This window comes from Microbacterium sp. LMX7-1.2 (genome assembly GCF_040675935.1).
In the GTDB taxonomy this organism is placed as follows: Bacteria; Actinomycetota; Actinomycetes; order Actinomycetales; family Microbacteriaceae; genus Microbacterium.
On record NZ_JBEGIL010000001.1, the window covers coordinates 1,474,588 to 1,488,405 of the forward strand.

The 13,818-nt window shown below is 70.3% G+C and carries 13 protein-coding genes; 7 read left to right on the plus strand and 6 right to left on the minus strand.

Going from position 1 to position 13,818, the window contains the following annotated elements; all coding sequences use genetic code 11:
- Positions 1-6: 6 nt before the first annotated feature.
- Positions 7-2,820 carry a right-handed parallel beta-helix repeat-containing protein gene (locus MRBLMX7_RS07225; RefSeq protein WP_363367070.1) on the minus strand — a complete coding sequence of 938 codons (2,814 nt, stop codon included), beginning with the start codon at positions 2,818-2,820 and terminating at the stop codon, positions 7-9.
- A gap of 248 nt (positions 2,821-3,068) precedes the next feature.
- Complete coding sequence (locus tag MRBLMX7_RS07230; RefSeq protein WP_363367072.1) at positions 3,069-4,244, minus strand: glycosyltransferase; 1,176 nt, start codon at positions 4,242-4,244, stop codon at positions 3,069-3,071.
- 163 nt (positions 4,245-4,407) lie between these two features.
- Between MRBLMX7_RS07230 and MRBLMX7_RS07235 the strand changes: the two genes are divergently transcribed.
- On the plus strand, positions 4,408-4,869 hold the full coding sequence (locus MRBLMX7_RS07235; RefSeq protein ID WP_363367074.1) for an adenylyltransferase/cytidyltransferase family protein: 462 nt from the start codon (positions 4,408-4,410) through the stop codon (positions 4,867-4,869).
- A 61-nt stretch (positions 4,870-4,930) separates the two neighbouring features.
- On the opposite strand, the gene MRBLMX7_RS07240 is transcribed toward MRBLMX7_RS07235, so the two are convergent.
- On the minus strand, positions 4,931-5,323 hold the full coding sequence (locus tag MRBLMX7_RS07240) for an SIP domain-containing protein (RefSeq protein WP_050723337.1): 393 nt from the start codon (positions 5,321-5,323) through the stop codon (positions 4,931-4,933).
- A gap of 90 nt (positions 5,324-5,413) precedes the next feature.
- On the opposite strand from MRBLMX7_RS07240, the gene MRBLMX7_RS07245 reads away from it, so the two are divergent.
- The 3 genes from MRBLMX7_RS07245 to MRBLMX7_RS07255 are packed head-to-tail and all read left to right on the plus strand — an operon-like array spanning position 5,414 to position 8,916.
- Positions 5,414-5,677, plus strand: coding sequence for a glutaredoxin family protein (locus tag MRBLMX7_RS07245; protein ID WP_050723336.1), 264 nt, complete (start codon positions 5,414-5,416; stop codon positions 5,675-5,677).
- A gap of 34 nt (positions 5,678-5,711) precedes the next feature.
- Positions 5,712-7,124: an MFS transporter gene (locus tag MRBLMX7_RS07250; RefSeq protein WP_363367077.1), complete on the plus strand. Its 1,413-nt coding sequence runs from the start codon at positions 5,712-5,714 to the stop codon at positions 7,122-7,124.
- A gap of 28 nt (positions 7,125-7,152) precedes the next feature.
- The gene (locus MRBLMX7_RS07255) at positions 7,153-8,916 is read left to right on the plus strand and encodes an aldehyde dehydrogenase family protein (protein ID WP_363367079.1); all 1,764 of its coding nucleotides are present in this window, start codon (positions 7,153-7,155) and stop codon (positions 8,914-8,916) included.
- A 77-nt stretch (positions 8,917-8,993) separates the two neighbouring features.
- Here MRBLMX7_RS07255 and pip read toward each other — a convergent pair whose 3' ends face one another.
- Positions 8,994-9,956 carry a prolyl aminopeptidase gene (pip, locus tag MRBLMX7_RS07260; RefSeq protein ID WP_363367081.1) on the minus strand — a complete coding sequence of 321 codons (963 nt, stop codon included), beginning with the start codon at positions 9,954-9,956 and terminating at the stop codon, positions 8,994-8,996.
- 51 nt (positions 9,957-10,007) lie between these two features.
- Here pip and MRBLMX7_RS07265 point away from each other — a divergent pair, with 51 nt between their 5' ends.
- Positions 10,008-10,637 (plus strand): hypothetical protein, encoded by a 630-nt coding sequence (locus MRBLMX7_RS07265; protein WP_363367083.1) that lies wholly within the window; start codon positions 10,008-10,010, stop codon positions 10,635-10,637.
- Here MRBLMX7_RS07265 and ypfJ read toward each other — a convergent pair whose 3' ends face one another.
- The gene (gene ypfJ / locus MRBLMX7_RS07270) at positions 10,638-11,516 is read right to left on the minus strand and encodes a KPN_02809 family neutral zinc metallopeptidase (protein WP_363367085.1); all 879 of its coding nucleotides are present in this window, start codon (positions 11,514-11,516) and stop codon (positions 10,638-10,640) included.
- Between the two features lie 63 nt (positions 11,517-11,579).
- On the opposite strand from ypfJ, the gene MRBLMX7_RS07275 reads away from it, so the two are divergent.
- Complete coding sequence (locus MRBLMX7_RS07275; RefSeq protein ID WP_363367087.1) at positions 11,580-12,569, plus strand: malate dehydrogenase; 990 nt, start codon at positions 11,580-11,582, stop codon at positions 12,567-12,569.
- 52 nt (positions 12,570-12,621) lie between these two features.
- Positions 12,622-13,095: a recombinase family protein gene (locus tag MRBLMX7_RS07280; RefSeq protein WP_363367089.1), complete on the plus strand. Its 474-nt coding sequence runs from the start codon at positions 12,622-12,624 to the stop codon at positions 13,093-13,095.
- Between the two features lie 224 nt (positions 13,096-13,319).
- On the opposite strand, the gene MRBLMX7_RS07285 is transcribed toward MRBLMX7_RS07280, so the two are convergent.
- Complete coding sequence (locus tag MRBLMX7_RS07285) at positions 13,320-13,799, minus strand: DUF6301 family protein (RefSeq protein ID WP_363367091.1); 480 nt, start codon at positions 13,797-13,799, stop codon at positions 13,320-13,322.
- Positions 13,800-13,818 lie beyond the last annotated feature (19 nt).

Below are 13,818 nucleotides of genomic sequence, written 5' to 3' on the forward strand. Positions count from 1 at the left end.
CCCGGGCTAGCGCGCCGTCACCGGAGGCTTGACGGCCCCGACGGTCGTCGTGCCCGGTGCGATGCCGAGCAGAGCCGCCACGGTGCCGGTGAGCGAGAACGCCCCGCTGACCGGTGATGTGGCGGTGAGCTGCCAGGTCACAGGGTCGACGACCGGAGCGCCCTGCACGAGCACCGAGCGGGCGTCGCCGCCGGTGTGCGCGCGGAACTCCTCGATGGTGGTGAACCCGCGGGTGCCCTTCGGCCCGTCGGCCCAGCAGGCGAAGTTCGACGGGGAGGACGCCGAGGTGCGGTGGTACAGATTCGCATCCTGGGAGACGCCGAAGTCGTTGCCGTACCAGCGGTTGGTGAGGTCCTGCGTGAGCATGGGGCAGGCCTGGCCGCCGTAGGACAGGACGTTGTTGCGCACCACGACGTCGCTCGTGACCCAGGGGATCAGGCTGCGCAGGCTCGCGACCTCCTGGCGCCGTTCGTCCTGCATGTAGGTGATCGTCCGGCCGTTGCCGACCATCGTGTTGTTCCACACGTCGACGTCGCCGGAGTCGAACACGAACAATCCGCTGTTGCCGTTGCCGATGATGTAGTTCCCGGCGACGATCGCGGTCTGGCTCAGCTCGATCTCGACTCCCTCGCGGCCGTTGCCCTCGAACACGTTGTCGGTGATCGTGAGGTCGGAGCTCGAGACGTCGAACCACAGCCCCGTGGAGGCCACGTTGTCGGAGATGATGCTGCGCGTGACCGTGACGTCGGAGGCCCGAGACATCTTCACGCCGCCGGCCACCGGGGTGTAGTTGAACCGCGCCGCGTTGTTGCCGGTGATGAGAGAGTTCTCGATCGTGAGGTCGGTGACGTCGTTGACCGCGATGCCGAGCAGACCGTTGCCGGTCGCGGTGACGTTGCGGATCATCTTGTGGTCGTTCCAGGCGAACAGGCCCACGGTCGCGTTGTCGCGGATCACCATGTTCTCGAGGGTGATCCCGTCGACCTCGGCGCTCACGGCGCCGAGCAGAGCGACGGTCGTGGCATAGCGCTGCACGCCGATGCCGCGCACCGTCGTCCCGGCACCCTGGATCTTGATGGCCTTGGCGAGGGCACTCGCCGAGACCGTGCGTCCGCCGGGGTCGGAGCCGATCACGAGCTGGCGTGCGCTCTGGTCGACGTAGAAGGTTCCCGCGGTCACGGACGACCGGCTGCCGACCTGCGTGAGCGGCGTGCCCTCGATCCAGACCTGGTCAGGGAAGCCGGCGAGAGGGTTCGACGAGTTGACCCACCAGCTCGTCTCGTCGCGGCCCTGGCTGAACGAGACGCGCGAGTCGAAGAACGTGCTCCACGGTGCGACCCAGGTGCCGCCGGACGCCGTCCAGCCGGAGACAGGGCGCGATCCGTCGAACCACACGGCCTCGCCGGGCGCCGACTGGATCGTGAGCTTCTTGAAGAACGGCACCGTGACGCTCTCGCGGTACGTGCCGCCGTGCAGCACGACGGTCGCGCCGCTCGGCGCCGCGTCGATCGCCGCCTGGGCGCCCGCGATCGGGTTCGCCGCGCTGCCGGAACCCGAAGCCCGCGAGCCCGCGGGCACCGCGTGGATCGCTCCGTCAGGCACCGGGTACGCGGTCTGTCCGACGGGGATGGAGCCCGCGAGCGTGGTGCCGGTCGGCGGTGTGGTCGTCGGCGGCGGGGTGGTGACCGGGGGTGTGGTCGGCGTTGGCGTGGGCGACGGCGTGGGAGACGGAGTCGGAGTCGGAGTCGGAGTCGGCGTAGGCGTGGAAGTCGGCGTCGCCGTCGGAGACGGAGACAGCGTCGGAACCGGCGTCGGTGTCGCGGTCGGCGCAGGCGTGGAGGTCGGGCGGGGAGTCGGCGTCGCGGTCGGCTCCGGCGAGGGCTCCTCGGTCGGGGCCGGCGTGGGTCCGACGGTGGGTTCGGGCGACGGCTCCTGCGTCGGAGTCGGCGAGGGTTCGTCCGTCGGCTCGGGGGCGGGTGCATCGGTCGGGACCGGAGTCGGCTGTTCCGTCGGCTCGGGCTCTGGCGTCGGTTCGGGCGAGGGCTCCGGCTCGGGGACAGGCACGGGGAGCACCTCGGTCGAGGCGAGGCTCAGATCGTCCACGCGCACCGCGAGGGAGCGGTTGCCGGGTGACAGGTACGTCGAGATGCCGGAGGTGCCGGCGGAGGTGATGGCAGCGTCAGACAGATCGGTCACCGACATCTGCCAGTCGGGCGCCTCGGTGCCCGCGATCCAGGCGCGTGCGCGGATCGTGACGTCCTCGGAGCCCACGGTCTCGATCTCGACCCGCACGGCGGCGTCGGCTGGGACCTCGTCGATCAGGAGCAGATCCTGCCGCAGCACGGTCTGCACGTCGTCGGCGTCGTATCGGGCGATGGACAGCACGCCGCGTGACTGCGTGTCGAGGCGGAAGCGGGCTCCGTACGATCCGGTGTCGCCGTTGCGCGACGTGACGATGGTCGTCGCGCCGTAGCCGGCGTTGGGGACGTCGGAGAACTGCAGCGTCGCGCCGACGACGCCGTCGGCGGCCACTCCCGTCGTCGCTGCGAGGATGCTGCGGTGGCCGCCTCGCAGCGCGATCACGCCCGAGCCGTCCTGAACGGACGCGACGTACGCGGGCGTCGACACGTAACCGTCGCCCCATCCCTTCCCATCGCCGCGGGCGAAGCCGTCACCCCAGACCTGCGTGCCCCCGACGGCGGGGTCGGGTGCGACCGCAGGAGCCGTGATCGAGGGATCGGAGGGGTCGGACGGATCGGTCGATGCGCTGGCCGAGAGCGGGGCGAGCGCGAGGGCGGCGACGACGACGAGGGAGGTCACCAGGGCATGACGAGAAAGGGGAGGACGCATTTCGGGTACCTATCGGGAGGAGGTATCCGCCACTGACGATGAAGATTCGGTAACGGTCGCCCCCATCAAACACAGGCCGCAGCGGATCCTCAAACCCTTGCCAGATTTCTTTCGGGAAACTGTCAGGTTCGAGGTGCATAGTTCGCCCCGCAGAAACGCTCGTATTCGAGTGGCACGCGCCTTTTCCCCTTGGATCCGCCTGCGAGGGACCTCCGCGATCAGAGCTCGCCGGGCTTCATGACCTCGGCGTCGATCGCACGGATCACCCGCAGCGCCGCCGTGTCGGGCTTCGGCTCTGCCGCGGCATCCGCTCCCCGTCGTCGTGACGGCGCGTAGACGACGAGCGAGTGGAACAGGAAGCGCGCGAAGAACGCGACGATCAGCGAGAGCGCGGTCGCCAGCACGCTGGAGATGTGCCAAGTCTCGACCATGAGCGCCATGACCGGGATGCGCAGCGCCGCCTCGACGTTGTTGAACGCGAACGATGTCGCGAAGCGCACCCAGAGCGCGCGGGCATCGGTGCGCATGTCGGCGAAGACGTAGCGCTCCTGCAGGAGGAAGTTGCCGATGATCGTGACCTCGGCGCCGATGACGGCCGCCCACACGTACGGCATGCCCGCAGCCGTGAGCGCCCACATGATGCCCAGGTTCGCGAGCGCCCCGATCGCGCCGATCAGCGCGAACAGCGACATCTTGCCGAACCGCAGACGCGCGAGGTGGGCGATGAAGGTGCCTCCCTGGCGCAGGCTGGCCTTCGAGGTGCCGTGGCGGCGCTCCCCGAACTCCATCGGCACCTCCGCGATCCGCAGATCGGTGCGCGCGAGGATCTCGAGGAGGATCTTGAATCCTTGGGGCTTGAGCGAGGCGAGATCGAGGCGCGCGCGGTCGACGAGGAAGAAGCCGGTCATCGGGTCGGTGCTGCGCGCGAGGCGGATGGGGAACATCGCGCGCGTGAGCCATGTGGCCGCACGGGAGACGCCGAATCGCACGGCGGTGCCGAGTCCGCTCGTGTCGCCGCCGCCGATGTAGCGCGAGGCCGCGACGACGTCAGCGTCCCCCGCGGCGTGACGTGCGAGCAGCGCGGGGACGAGCTCGGGCGGATGCTGCAGGTCGCCGTCCATGACGATGCAGAGGTCGTGCGCCGCGGCGCCCAGACCGACCACCACGGCACCGCCGAGTCCACCGCTGTTCTCGGTGCGGTGGATCACCCGTACGGGGAGCGCGGCGGTCGCGGCGACGCGCTCGACCTCGGCGGCGGTGTCGTCGGTGCTGTCGTCGACGAAGAGGATCTCGGCTTCGCGTCCGGCGAGCACGGCGGCGGTGCGTGCGACGAGCTCCGCGACGTTGTCGCGTTCGTTGAACGTCGGAACGATCACCGTGACCGCTGACTCCACGAGCTCCCCCTTCGACGCAGCGGAACCCGCTGCGGCCTCCATAGTTCCACGGGTTGCTATGGGCAGCGAAACCGGTTCCTGCTAGAGTGGCCGGATGCGGCTGTGGGAGTCGCTGGACGGATGGGGATCCGTTCTCTGGGGAACTACTTGATCTGGGGAGATCATGCAGACGCGCATCGGCTATGCCGTGGGTGCCTTCGACCTGTTTCACGTCGGGCATCTCAACCTTCTTCGTCACGCCAAGCAGCAGTGCGACATCCTGATCGCCGGCGTCGTCAGCGACGAGATGCTCCGTCAGGTGAAGGGCATCGAGCCCGTCATCCCGACGGCGGAGCGCGCCGAGATCGTGCGGCACATCTCGTTCGTCGACGACGTCTACGTCGAGACCACGCCGTCGAAGATGGACTCGTGGCGCGACGTGCACTTCACGCACTTCTTCAAGGGCGATGACTGGCGCGGCACCGACAAGGGGCTGCGCCTCGAGCGCGAGTTCGCCGAGGTGGGTGTGGAGGTCGTGTACTTCCCGTACACCGCGCACACGTCGAGCTCGTCGCTGCGTCGGGCGCTGGACGCGATCTCCTCGGGCGCGACCGCAGCCGCCGCGCCGGCGCTCGCCACGCGCTGACCGACCGACCCGCGCACGGTCCGACCCGAACGGGCCGTGCGCCGGCGGGTCGGCTCAGAGCTCAGTGTGCGACGCCCAGCAGACTGCGCGCCATGCGCGCGACATGCGGCGGTGTGTGGGCGCCGAGCCACACGGTCCATTGAGCGGGCGGCTCCGAGCAGGTCCACTCGACGCACCAGGAGTGCACCGCGTTCGCGAGACGCTCCCCCTTCGCGTGCTGCCGGATGCCGTCGCCGCGCAGCAGCCACCGCACGGAGACACCCTCGGGGACGTCGATGTGGCGGAACTGGATGCGGGCCGCGGCCTCCACGAGGATCACACCATCGGCATCCCAGGGAAGACGCGCGGCGATTCCAGCGATCACCCCGACGTCCGCCGCGTCCCCCGCTATGAGCACGGCCCCCTCGATGCTCTCCCAGTCCGGGTCCTCGAGGTGCTCGCACGCGGTGTTCATGCCGTTCAGTATAGGTAAGGCTAACCTAACCAGACAACCCCAGGGGATGATCTCGGCGCCCTCCCCCTCGGACCGTCGTACGCTGGATGCATGACCTCTCCCGCAGCATCCGCGATCACGATGTTCGGCGCCGACTGGTGCCGTGACTGCATCCGCACCAAGAAGCAGCTCGACGAGCTCGGCGTCGAGTACACCTACGTCGACCTCGTCGCCGACCCGTCCGCGGCCGACGTCGCCAAGGAGATCTCGGGTCGCACGAACATCCCCGTGGTGCTGTACCCGGACTCCTCGCACCACGTCGAGCCGTCGAACGCCGACGTCGAGGCCAAGCTCCGCGAGCTGTCGCTGATCTGACCCCGCCTCATCGCGCCACCGCTACACTGGCGCGATGAGCACCGAGGCTCGACCCGAGAGGGAGTCGCTGCGCCTCCCCGCGCGCACGATCGCGCTCTATGCGGTGGGCTCGCTCGGCACAGGCGGCTATGCCACGCTCCCGGGCCTGGTGCTGACGTACTTCCTCACCGACAACCTCGGCGTCGCGGCGCTCGCCGCCGGACTCATCGTCACCCTCGCCAAGATCTGGGACGTCGTGATCGACCCGCTGATCGGCGCCGCCTCCGACCGCCAGCTTGCGCGCACCGGATCGCGTCGCGGCTTCATGGTGCTGGGGGCGCTGACCCTGCCGGTGTTCTTCGCCCTCACGTTCGCGGTGCCGCCCTCCTGGGGCCCGATCGCGGGGGCCACCGGCGTGCTTCTCGCCTTCCTCGCCACCGCGACCTCGTTCAGCCTCTTCCAGGTGCCGTACGTCGCCCTGCCCGCCGAGCTCACCGACGGCTACGACGAACGCACGCGACTGCTCGGTTGGCGCGTCATCGTGCTCACCGCGGCCATCCTCCTGTTCGGCGCCGGCGGCCCCGAGCTCCGGGGCGCCGGATCCGACCAGGTCACCGGCTACCTCGTGATGGGAGTCGTCGCCGGGATCGCGATCGGCATCGGCATGCTCGTCGCGACACGGACAGCGGATGCCGCGGCGCGGCGCACCGCGACGGCATCCGACACCGTCTCCGGCCGCCCGCAGCCACCGGACGTCACGGCCGGAGGCATCCGCGCGCAGTACGCCGCTGCCGCACACACGCTGCGGCGCAGTCAGCCGTTCCGCGCCCTGCTCGGCACCTTCCTGCTGCAGGCTCTCGCGACGGGCACGATGCTCGCGGCGGCGCAGTACGTCGCCACCTGGGTGCTGCGCTCGGAGGGGGCCGTGACGTTCCTGTTCGCAGCGCTGGTCGGCCCGGCGCTCGTCGCGACACCGCTGTGGACCCTCGCGGCGCGCCGCACCGGCAAGGAGCGCGCGTTCGCCGTGGCGGGTGTGCTGTTCCTCCTCGCCGCGGCGTCGATCGTCGGAGCCGTCTGGGTGCCCGGCGCGTGGATCTACGTATCCGTCGCGGTCGCGGGCATCGCCTACGCAGGGCTGCAGTGCCTGCCGATGGCGATGCTCCCCGACGTCATCTCGCACGACCGCCGCACGAGCGGCGCAGGACGGTCTGGGAGTTTCACCGGCGTCTGGACGGCGGGCGAGACCATCGGCTTCGCGCTGGGAGCCTCGGTGGTCGCGCTCACTCTCGCCGCGACCGGATACGTGTCCGCGGTCGCGGGGGTCACCGCCTCGCAGCCTGCCGAGGCGGTGACCGGGATCGTGCTGAGCTTCAGCATCCTTCCCGCTCTGCTCATGGCCGGGAGCCTGCTGACCCTGCGCGGCTATCGGCTGCGCCGCGCCAACATCGAACAGTCGCCCGCGGCCTAAGCTGGAGACCCGTCCGAAGGAGACGCCGATGACTTCTGCGACCACCCGTCCGACGAACGAGAGTCCCTCGAAGGCCGCCGCCGTCGACGAGGGCGAACGCGAGCGGCTCGACACCGCGATCGCCGACCTGCAGGCGGGCGCGACGACGTGGGCCGCGCTCACGCTCGCGCAGCGCGTGACGCTGCTGCGGGCCGTGCGCACCAACGTCGCGGCCGCCGCCGAGGACTGGGCCGTCACGGCGGCAGCATCCAAGGGCCTCGATGCCCGCCATCCGCTGCGCGGCGAGGAATGGCTGAGCGGCCCCTATGCGGTGCTCGGCTACCTCGACGCGTCGATCGAGACGCTCTCCCGCCTGGCCTCGGGACGCAACCCGCTCGACGGGGTGCGCATCGACCGTGCGCCGGGCGGACGGACGCGCGTGCACGCGTTCCCACTCACCGGCATCGACCGGTTCCTGCTCTCGGGCTTCACGGGCGAGGTGTGGCTCGAACCGGGGATCACGCCGAACGCGGCGCGAGCCGCCGCCGGGCTCGCGCAGCGCACACCGACCGCTTCCGGGGGCGTCGGCCTCGTGCTCGGAGCCGGCAACGTGACCGCGATCCCGGTGCTCGACGTGCTCTACGAGCTGCTGGCCCACAACCGCACCGCCCTGCTGAAGGTGAACCCCACGCAGGACGCCCTGGTGCCGGTGTTCAAGCGCGCGCTCGCGCCGCTCATCGGCCCCGGGTTCCTGCGCATCGTGCGCGGCGGGCCGGCGGTCGGCGCGTACCTCACGGGGCACCGCGACCTCGTCCACGTGCACATCACGGGCTCGGCAGCGACGTTCGATGCGATCGTGTGGGGCACCGGGGCCTCAGACGCCCGCCGCCGCCGGGAGGGCCGCCCGCAGCTGAAGAAGCCGATCACCGCCGAGCTCGGCGGGGTGTCGCCGATAATCGTGGTCCCCGGACGCTGGACCGACGCGGATCTCGCATATCAGGCCGAGCACGTCGCGACCATGCGGCTGCAGAACGGCGGGCACAACTGCATCGCGGGCCAGGTCGTGATCCTCTCGGAGGACTGGGATCAGGCGGACGCCTTCCGCGCCGCACTGCGCCGCGCGTACGCGAACGCTCCGGAGCGGCCGATCTGGTATCCGGGTTCGACGTCCCGCATGGAGCTCGCGAGCGATGCATATCCGGATGCCCTCGTTCTCGGCGACCGTCTGCTCGTCGAGATCGACGCCGATGACGACGCAAGCGCTCTGCAGAGCACCGAGTACTTCTCGCCCGTGCTGGGCGTCGTGAGCGTGCCCGGCACCGGCCAGGACTTCCTCGATGCCGCCGTGGCGTACGCGAACGACGAGCTGCAGGGCACCCTCGGCGCCAACCTCCTGATCGACCCCGCGACCGAGAAGGCGCTGGGTGCCGGGTTCGAGAGGGCCATCACCGCTCTCCGCTACGGATCGATCGCGATCAACGGATGGACGGCCTTCGGCTTCCTCACGCCGACCCTCTCGTGGGGCGCGTTCCCCGGCAACACGATCCAGGACGTCGGGAGCGGCATCGGAGTGGTGCACAACGCGCTGCTGCTCGACGGCGTGGAGCGGTCGATCGTGCGCGGGCCCTTCCGCCCGCTCCCGCGTGCGCTCCCGATAGTGAACGGCGGCGGTCGCTTCACGATCCTCCCGACGCCGCCCTGGTTCGTGTCCGCGCGCACGGGCGCCGAGGTGAGCGAGGGCCTGACCCGGTTCCGCGCGAACGGCGGCGTGCTCGGGCTTGTGAAGACCCTCGCGCGGGCGCTGCGCGCCTGACCCGACCGTCTATTTCTGCCGTATGACGCGAACAGACCGTCTATTCGTGCCGAACGGCAGAGATAGACGGTCTGAGGTCAGCGGGCGAAGCGGTCGGTCGCGGCGCGCAGCGCGCTCTGGATGCCGGGCTCGGCCGCCGAGTGACCGGCGTCGTCCACCACGACGAACTCGGCCTCGGGCCACGCGCGGTGCAGGTCCCACGCGGTCATCATCGGCGTGCACACGTCGTGACGCCCCTGGACGATCACCGCGGGGATGTGGCGGATGCGCGAGACGTCCTCGATGAGCTGCCCCTCGCGCCACCATCCGCCGTGCACGAAGAAGTGGTTCTCGATGCGGGCGAACGCGGTAGCGGTGCGCGGGTCCGACATCGCCGCGATCTGCTCGGCATCGGGCCGCAGCGTGACGGTCGACGCCTCCCAGCGTGACCATGCCAGCGCAGCGGGCCCGTGCACGGCGGGATCGGGGTCGAACAGCCGCCGGTGGTACGCGTGCACGAGGTGCGAGCGCTCGATCGGCGGGATCGGCGCGAGGAAGTCCTCCCACAGGTCCGGGAACAGCGCAGCGGCGCCGCCCTCGTAGAACCACTCCAGCTCGGCGCGACGCAGAGTGAAGATGCCGCGGAGCACGAGCTCGGTGACGGAGTCCGGGTGCGCCTGCGCGTAGGCGAGCGCCAGGCCGCTCCCCCACGATCCGCCGAAGACCTGCCAGGCCTGGATGCCGAGGTTGCGTCGGAGCAGTTCGATGTCGGCGATCAGGTGCGCGGTCGTCACGTGACGCAGATCCGCGTCGGGCGCACTCGCGTGCGGCGTGCTGCGACCGCATCCGCGCTGGTCGAACAGCACGATGCGATAGCGCTCGGGATCGAAGAAGCGCCGCTGCCAGGCGGAGGTGCCGCTGCCGGGTCCGCCGTGCAGGAACACGACCGGCTTGCCCTCGGGATCGCCGCTGACCTCCCAGTAGACGCGGTGGCCGTCGCCCACCAGCAGTTCGCCGGTCTCATACGGCTCGATCGGCGGATACAGCGCATCCAGGTTCATCGTCGACCCCCGGGTCAAAGCAGTCCAACGTCTACACGCTAGCGTGGTCGGATGAGTTTCACGCCCCTGCGCTCGAAGTCGCGCAACCTCTACGCGTGGTTCGCGACCCGCCCCGATCTGTTCACGGCCGAGCGCTCCCCGCGCAAGACGACCGGATGGGCGATCGTCGCCGGGATCATGGCCGTCGTGGCCCTGCTCGTGTACCTCAACCCGACGGGCACGGTCGAGATCCTCGGCGGGCGCATCCGCGGCGGGCTCGCGATCGCCGGCGCCTTCGCGCTGCCGCCGATCATCATCGTGGTGAGCGTGATCATGATCTTCCTCGGCGCCCGCCGGTGGCGCGTGAAGGGCGGCGGCGTGCTGCTAAACCCCGTCATCCACGGCTTCAGCGCCCGCTTCCCCGTCGACCGGGCGATCGCAGCGCTGCGCGAAGGGAGCGCCGACAGCCAGGGTGTGATCGCGGCACTGACGGCCATGCAGAAGGATGCCGGGGACGAGCGTCTCCTCACGATCTGGTCGTCCGACGCGGACCGTGCGATGTACATCGGCGTGCTGCGTGTCGACGGGAACGTGCTCTGGATCGACAGCGAGCCGATCGCGCTCGACCCCGACCGTTACTTCGACGCGAAGAAGCACGACCTCGCCGCCGCGCTCGGCAAGACGAGCCTCGACGGCGTGTGATCAGAGGCGGTCGCCGGCGAGCGTGAGCGGCTGCTCGCACACGTCGAGGCCGTTCTGGTAGCCGTTCGCGAACCAGTACTTGCGCTGCTCGCTCGTGCCGTGCGTGAAGCTCTCCGGGTTGACGAAGCCGGACTGCTCCTGGATGTGGTCGTCGCCGACCGTGTACGCCGCGTTGACGGCATCCTGCAGCTGCGCTTCCGTCGGCTTCTCGAGGTACGGCACGCCGTCGGCATCCTCCTGCTCCGTCATCTGGCCGATCCAGGCACCCGCGTAGCAGTCGGCCTGCAGTTCGATGCGGACGCCGTTGCTCTCGGGTCCCGTGCCGTTGTTCGGGTATGCCGTCATGACGCCCGTGATGTTCTGGATGTGATGACCCCACTCGTGACCGACGATGTAGAGCTGGGCCAGATTTCCCGCCGACGCCCCGAACTGCTGCTGCATGAGCTGGAAGAACGTGGGGTCGATGTAGACGGTCTCGTCGGGCGGGCAGTAGAACGGGCCGACCTGGTTCGACGCGGTTCCGCAGGAGGTCGCCGTGGCGCCGTCGACGATGATGAACCCGGGCGCCCGGTAGTTCTCCACGTGCTCGCCCCAGTACTGGTCGAGCGCGAGCTGCGCGCTCGCGACGCGGCAATCGACGTTCTCGTTCGCGTCCTCGCCCGTGAGACAGCCCTCGATCACGCTGCCCTCCGCCGGCTCGCTGCCGCTCCCTCCACCGCCGCCCCCGAGAAGACCGGTGAGATCGACGCCGAGCAACGGGCCCGCGATCAGCGCGATGATCCCCAGGATGCCGACGCCGCCGGCCCCCGCGATGACGGCGCCACGGCCCTTGCGGCGGGCGGTGCTGCCGGAGACGTCGGCATCGGGATTGAAGGTCATGCCATGAGAGTACTCCGGCCCGACTCCGTGCTCACGCACCGCGACCCGTCGTAGGCTCGGGGCATGACGACCACGATCACCATAACGGGCGCGGGCGGGCAGATCGGGTACGCGCTGCTGTTCCGCATCGCCGCCGGAGACCTCCTCGGCCCGGACGAGAAGGTGCGGCTGCGGTTGCTGGAGATCCCGCAGGGGCTCGGCGCGGCGGAGGGCGCGGCGCTCGAACTGCAGGACGGCGCGTTCGGCCTGCTCGAGCACGTCGAGGTGACGGATGACGCCGCCGTGGGCTTCGACGGCTGCGACCTCGCCCTGCTGGTGGGGGCGCGGCCGCGCGGGCCGGGCATGGAGCGCGGTGACCTCCTGGCCGCGAACGGCGGCATCTTCGGACCTCAAGGTGCCGCGATCGCCGCGAACGCCGCACCGGGCGTGCGCGTGACCGTGGTCGGGAACCCCGCGAACACGAACGCGTTGATCGCCGCCGCCTCGGCGGACGGCGTTCCTGCCGACAGGTTCACCGCCCTGACCCGCCTCGACGAGAACCGTGCGAGGGCTCAGCTCGCGCAGACGCTCGCCGTCCCCGTGGACACCGTGCGCCGGGTGCCGATCTGGGGCAATCACTCGGCGACCCAGTTCCCCGATGTGTCGCACGCGACCGTCGCCGGCCGCCCCGTCGGCGAGGCCCTCGAGGCCATCGTCGGCGACGTCCCCGCGTGGCTCGACGGAACCTTCATCCCCCGGGTCGCGAAGCGCGGTGCCGAGATCATCGAGGTGCGCGGCTCGTCCTCGGTCGCTTCGGCCGCGAACGCGACGCTCGACCACGTGCGCGACTGGGTGCACGGCACCGAGGACTGGACCTCGGCGGGCGTCGTCTCCCGCGGGGAGTACGGCGTGCCCGAGGGTCTCGTCTGCTCCTTCCCCGTGCGGTCCGTGGACGGCGCCTGGCAGGTCGTGGAGGGGCTGGAGCTCGACTCCTGGGCACGGGCGCGCATCGACCGCTCGGTCGCCGAGCTCGTCGAGGAGCGCGACGCGGTCCGCGCGCTCGGGCTCCTCTGAACCGTCACCGATCCGGCCGCTTTCAGGGCAGAATGGATGCCGGAGGTGCGCGATGAGCGAGACGACAGAACCCACGACCACGACGGCGTCCGTCGATGAGGCCCTGACCAGCCCGCTGCACCTGCCGCACGCGGCGGCCGAGTGCCCGAAGTGCTTCACCGAGCTGCAGCAGAACCGCGACTTCTGGCTCGCGCGTCCGGACGGCTCACGTCTCGTCGGGCTCGTGGTCTCGCGCGACGACATGCCCTCGGTGGTCGAGCAGCGTGAGGACCTCACGCGCTTCGGCGTGCCGATCGAGGGCTTCCGTCACCCGGCCCCCGACATCCTGGAGACCTGGAACGATCGGCTCTCCCGCCTGATCGCGACGCTGCACAAGGGCGACGTGCTGGTCGTCGCGAACATCCGCGCCCTCGGACGCGATGCGGACGAGGGCGCCCGCACGGTGTCGGAGCTGCGCCGTCACGGCATCATCGTCAAGGTGCTGAGCCACAACGCCCGGCACCTCGCCGACGCCGCCGCCCGCTGAGCGCGCTCGCGGAGCGGTCGGTCCGAGGAGATCCCCAGGGTGCCCCGCCGTCGTGCCCTCGACGTCGGCCCCCGGCGCCTCGGCGTCGAGCCGCGACGGCTGCCCCGCGAACGGCACGTAGCGCGTCGGGTCGGCCTCGGCTGCGATGATCACGAACACACGATCCGTTATGTCACGGAACACGCGAGCCAGCGCGCCTTCGACTCATCCCACGCGGACATCCGTCAGCTACCCGAGTCCCGATCGATCTCGACCCCGCGCGGCGTCTGGAACATGCCGCTGAGCGTGACATCGGAGGCGCTGATGGTCACACGACCGCCGGACCTCTCCCAGCTCGCGAACCGCGTCCCGTCCTTCTGGCGCTGGGCGGGCTCGCCCCACCGCGTCGTCCCTTCGCGCACGATGTGGGCGAATGCGTCCCTGAGGATATCCTGCGACGTCGGGTCTTCCTCGGTCGCCTCATCGGCGAGGTCGAGACTCAGGTAGTTCAGCTGCGTCCGCGCTCCGATCGTCGACACGTCGGGCACGGTGAAGTTCGAGACGGTGTTCATCAGGTAGGACGTGCCGTCCTCCTCCTCGATCGTCCAGGCGAACCGGTCGACGGCCAGTCGCAGCACCTCGTCACGGGTGAGCGGCCATGGAGCCGCGGCCCAGAAGTCCATGAGGTCGCACACCTCGGTCGGGGTCATCGCTTTCCACGTCATGTCTAGAACCCCATCCGGC

Coding starts and splice junctions, on each gene's coding strand:
- MRBLMX7_RS07235 (WP_363367074.1), top strand. CDS start 4,408: ATGCAGACGCGCATCGGCTATGCCGTGGGTGCCTTCGACCTGTTTCAC.
- MRBLMX7_RS07240 (WP_050723337.1), bottom strand. CDS start 5,323: ATGAACACCGCGTGCGAGCACCTCGAGGACCCGGACTGGGAGAGCATC.
- MRBLMX7_RS07245 (WP_050723336.1), top strand. CDS start 5,414: ATGACCTCTCCCGCAGCATCCGCGATCACGATGTTCGGCGCCGACTGG.
- MRBLMX7_RS07250 (WP_363367077.1), top strand. CDS start 5,712: ATGAGCACCGAGGCTCGACCCGAGAGGGAGTCGCTGCGCCTCCCCGCG.
- MRBLMX7_RS07255 (WP_363367079.1), top strand. CDS start 7,153: ATGACTTCTGCGACCACCCGTCCGACGAACGAGAGTCCCTCGAAGGCC.
- pip (WP_363367081.1), bottom strand. CDS start 9,956: ATGAACCTGGATGCGCTGTATCCGCCGATCGAGCCGTATGAGACCGGC.
- MRBLMX7_RS07265 (WP_363367083.1), top strand. CDS start 10,008: ATGAGTTTCACGCCCCTGCGCTCGAAGTCGCGCAACCTCTACGCGTGG.
- ypfJ (WP_363367085.1), bottom strand. CDS start 11,516: ATGACCTTCAATCCCGATGCCGACGTCTCCGGCAGCACCGCCCGCCGC.
- MRBLMX7_RS07275 (WP_363367087.1), top strand. CDS start 11,580: ATGACGACCACGATCACCATAACGGGCGCGGGCGGGCAGATCGGGTAC.
- MRBLMX7_RS07280 (WP_363367089.1), top strand. CDS start 12,622: ATGAGCGAGACGACAGAACCCACGACCACGACGGCGTCCGTCGATGAG.
- MRBLMX7_RS07285 (WP_363367091.1), bottom strand. CDS start 13,799: ATGACGTGGAAAGCGATGACCCCGACCGAGGTGTGCGACCTCATGGAC.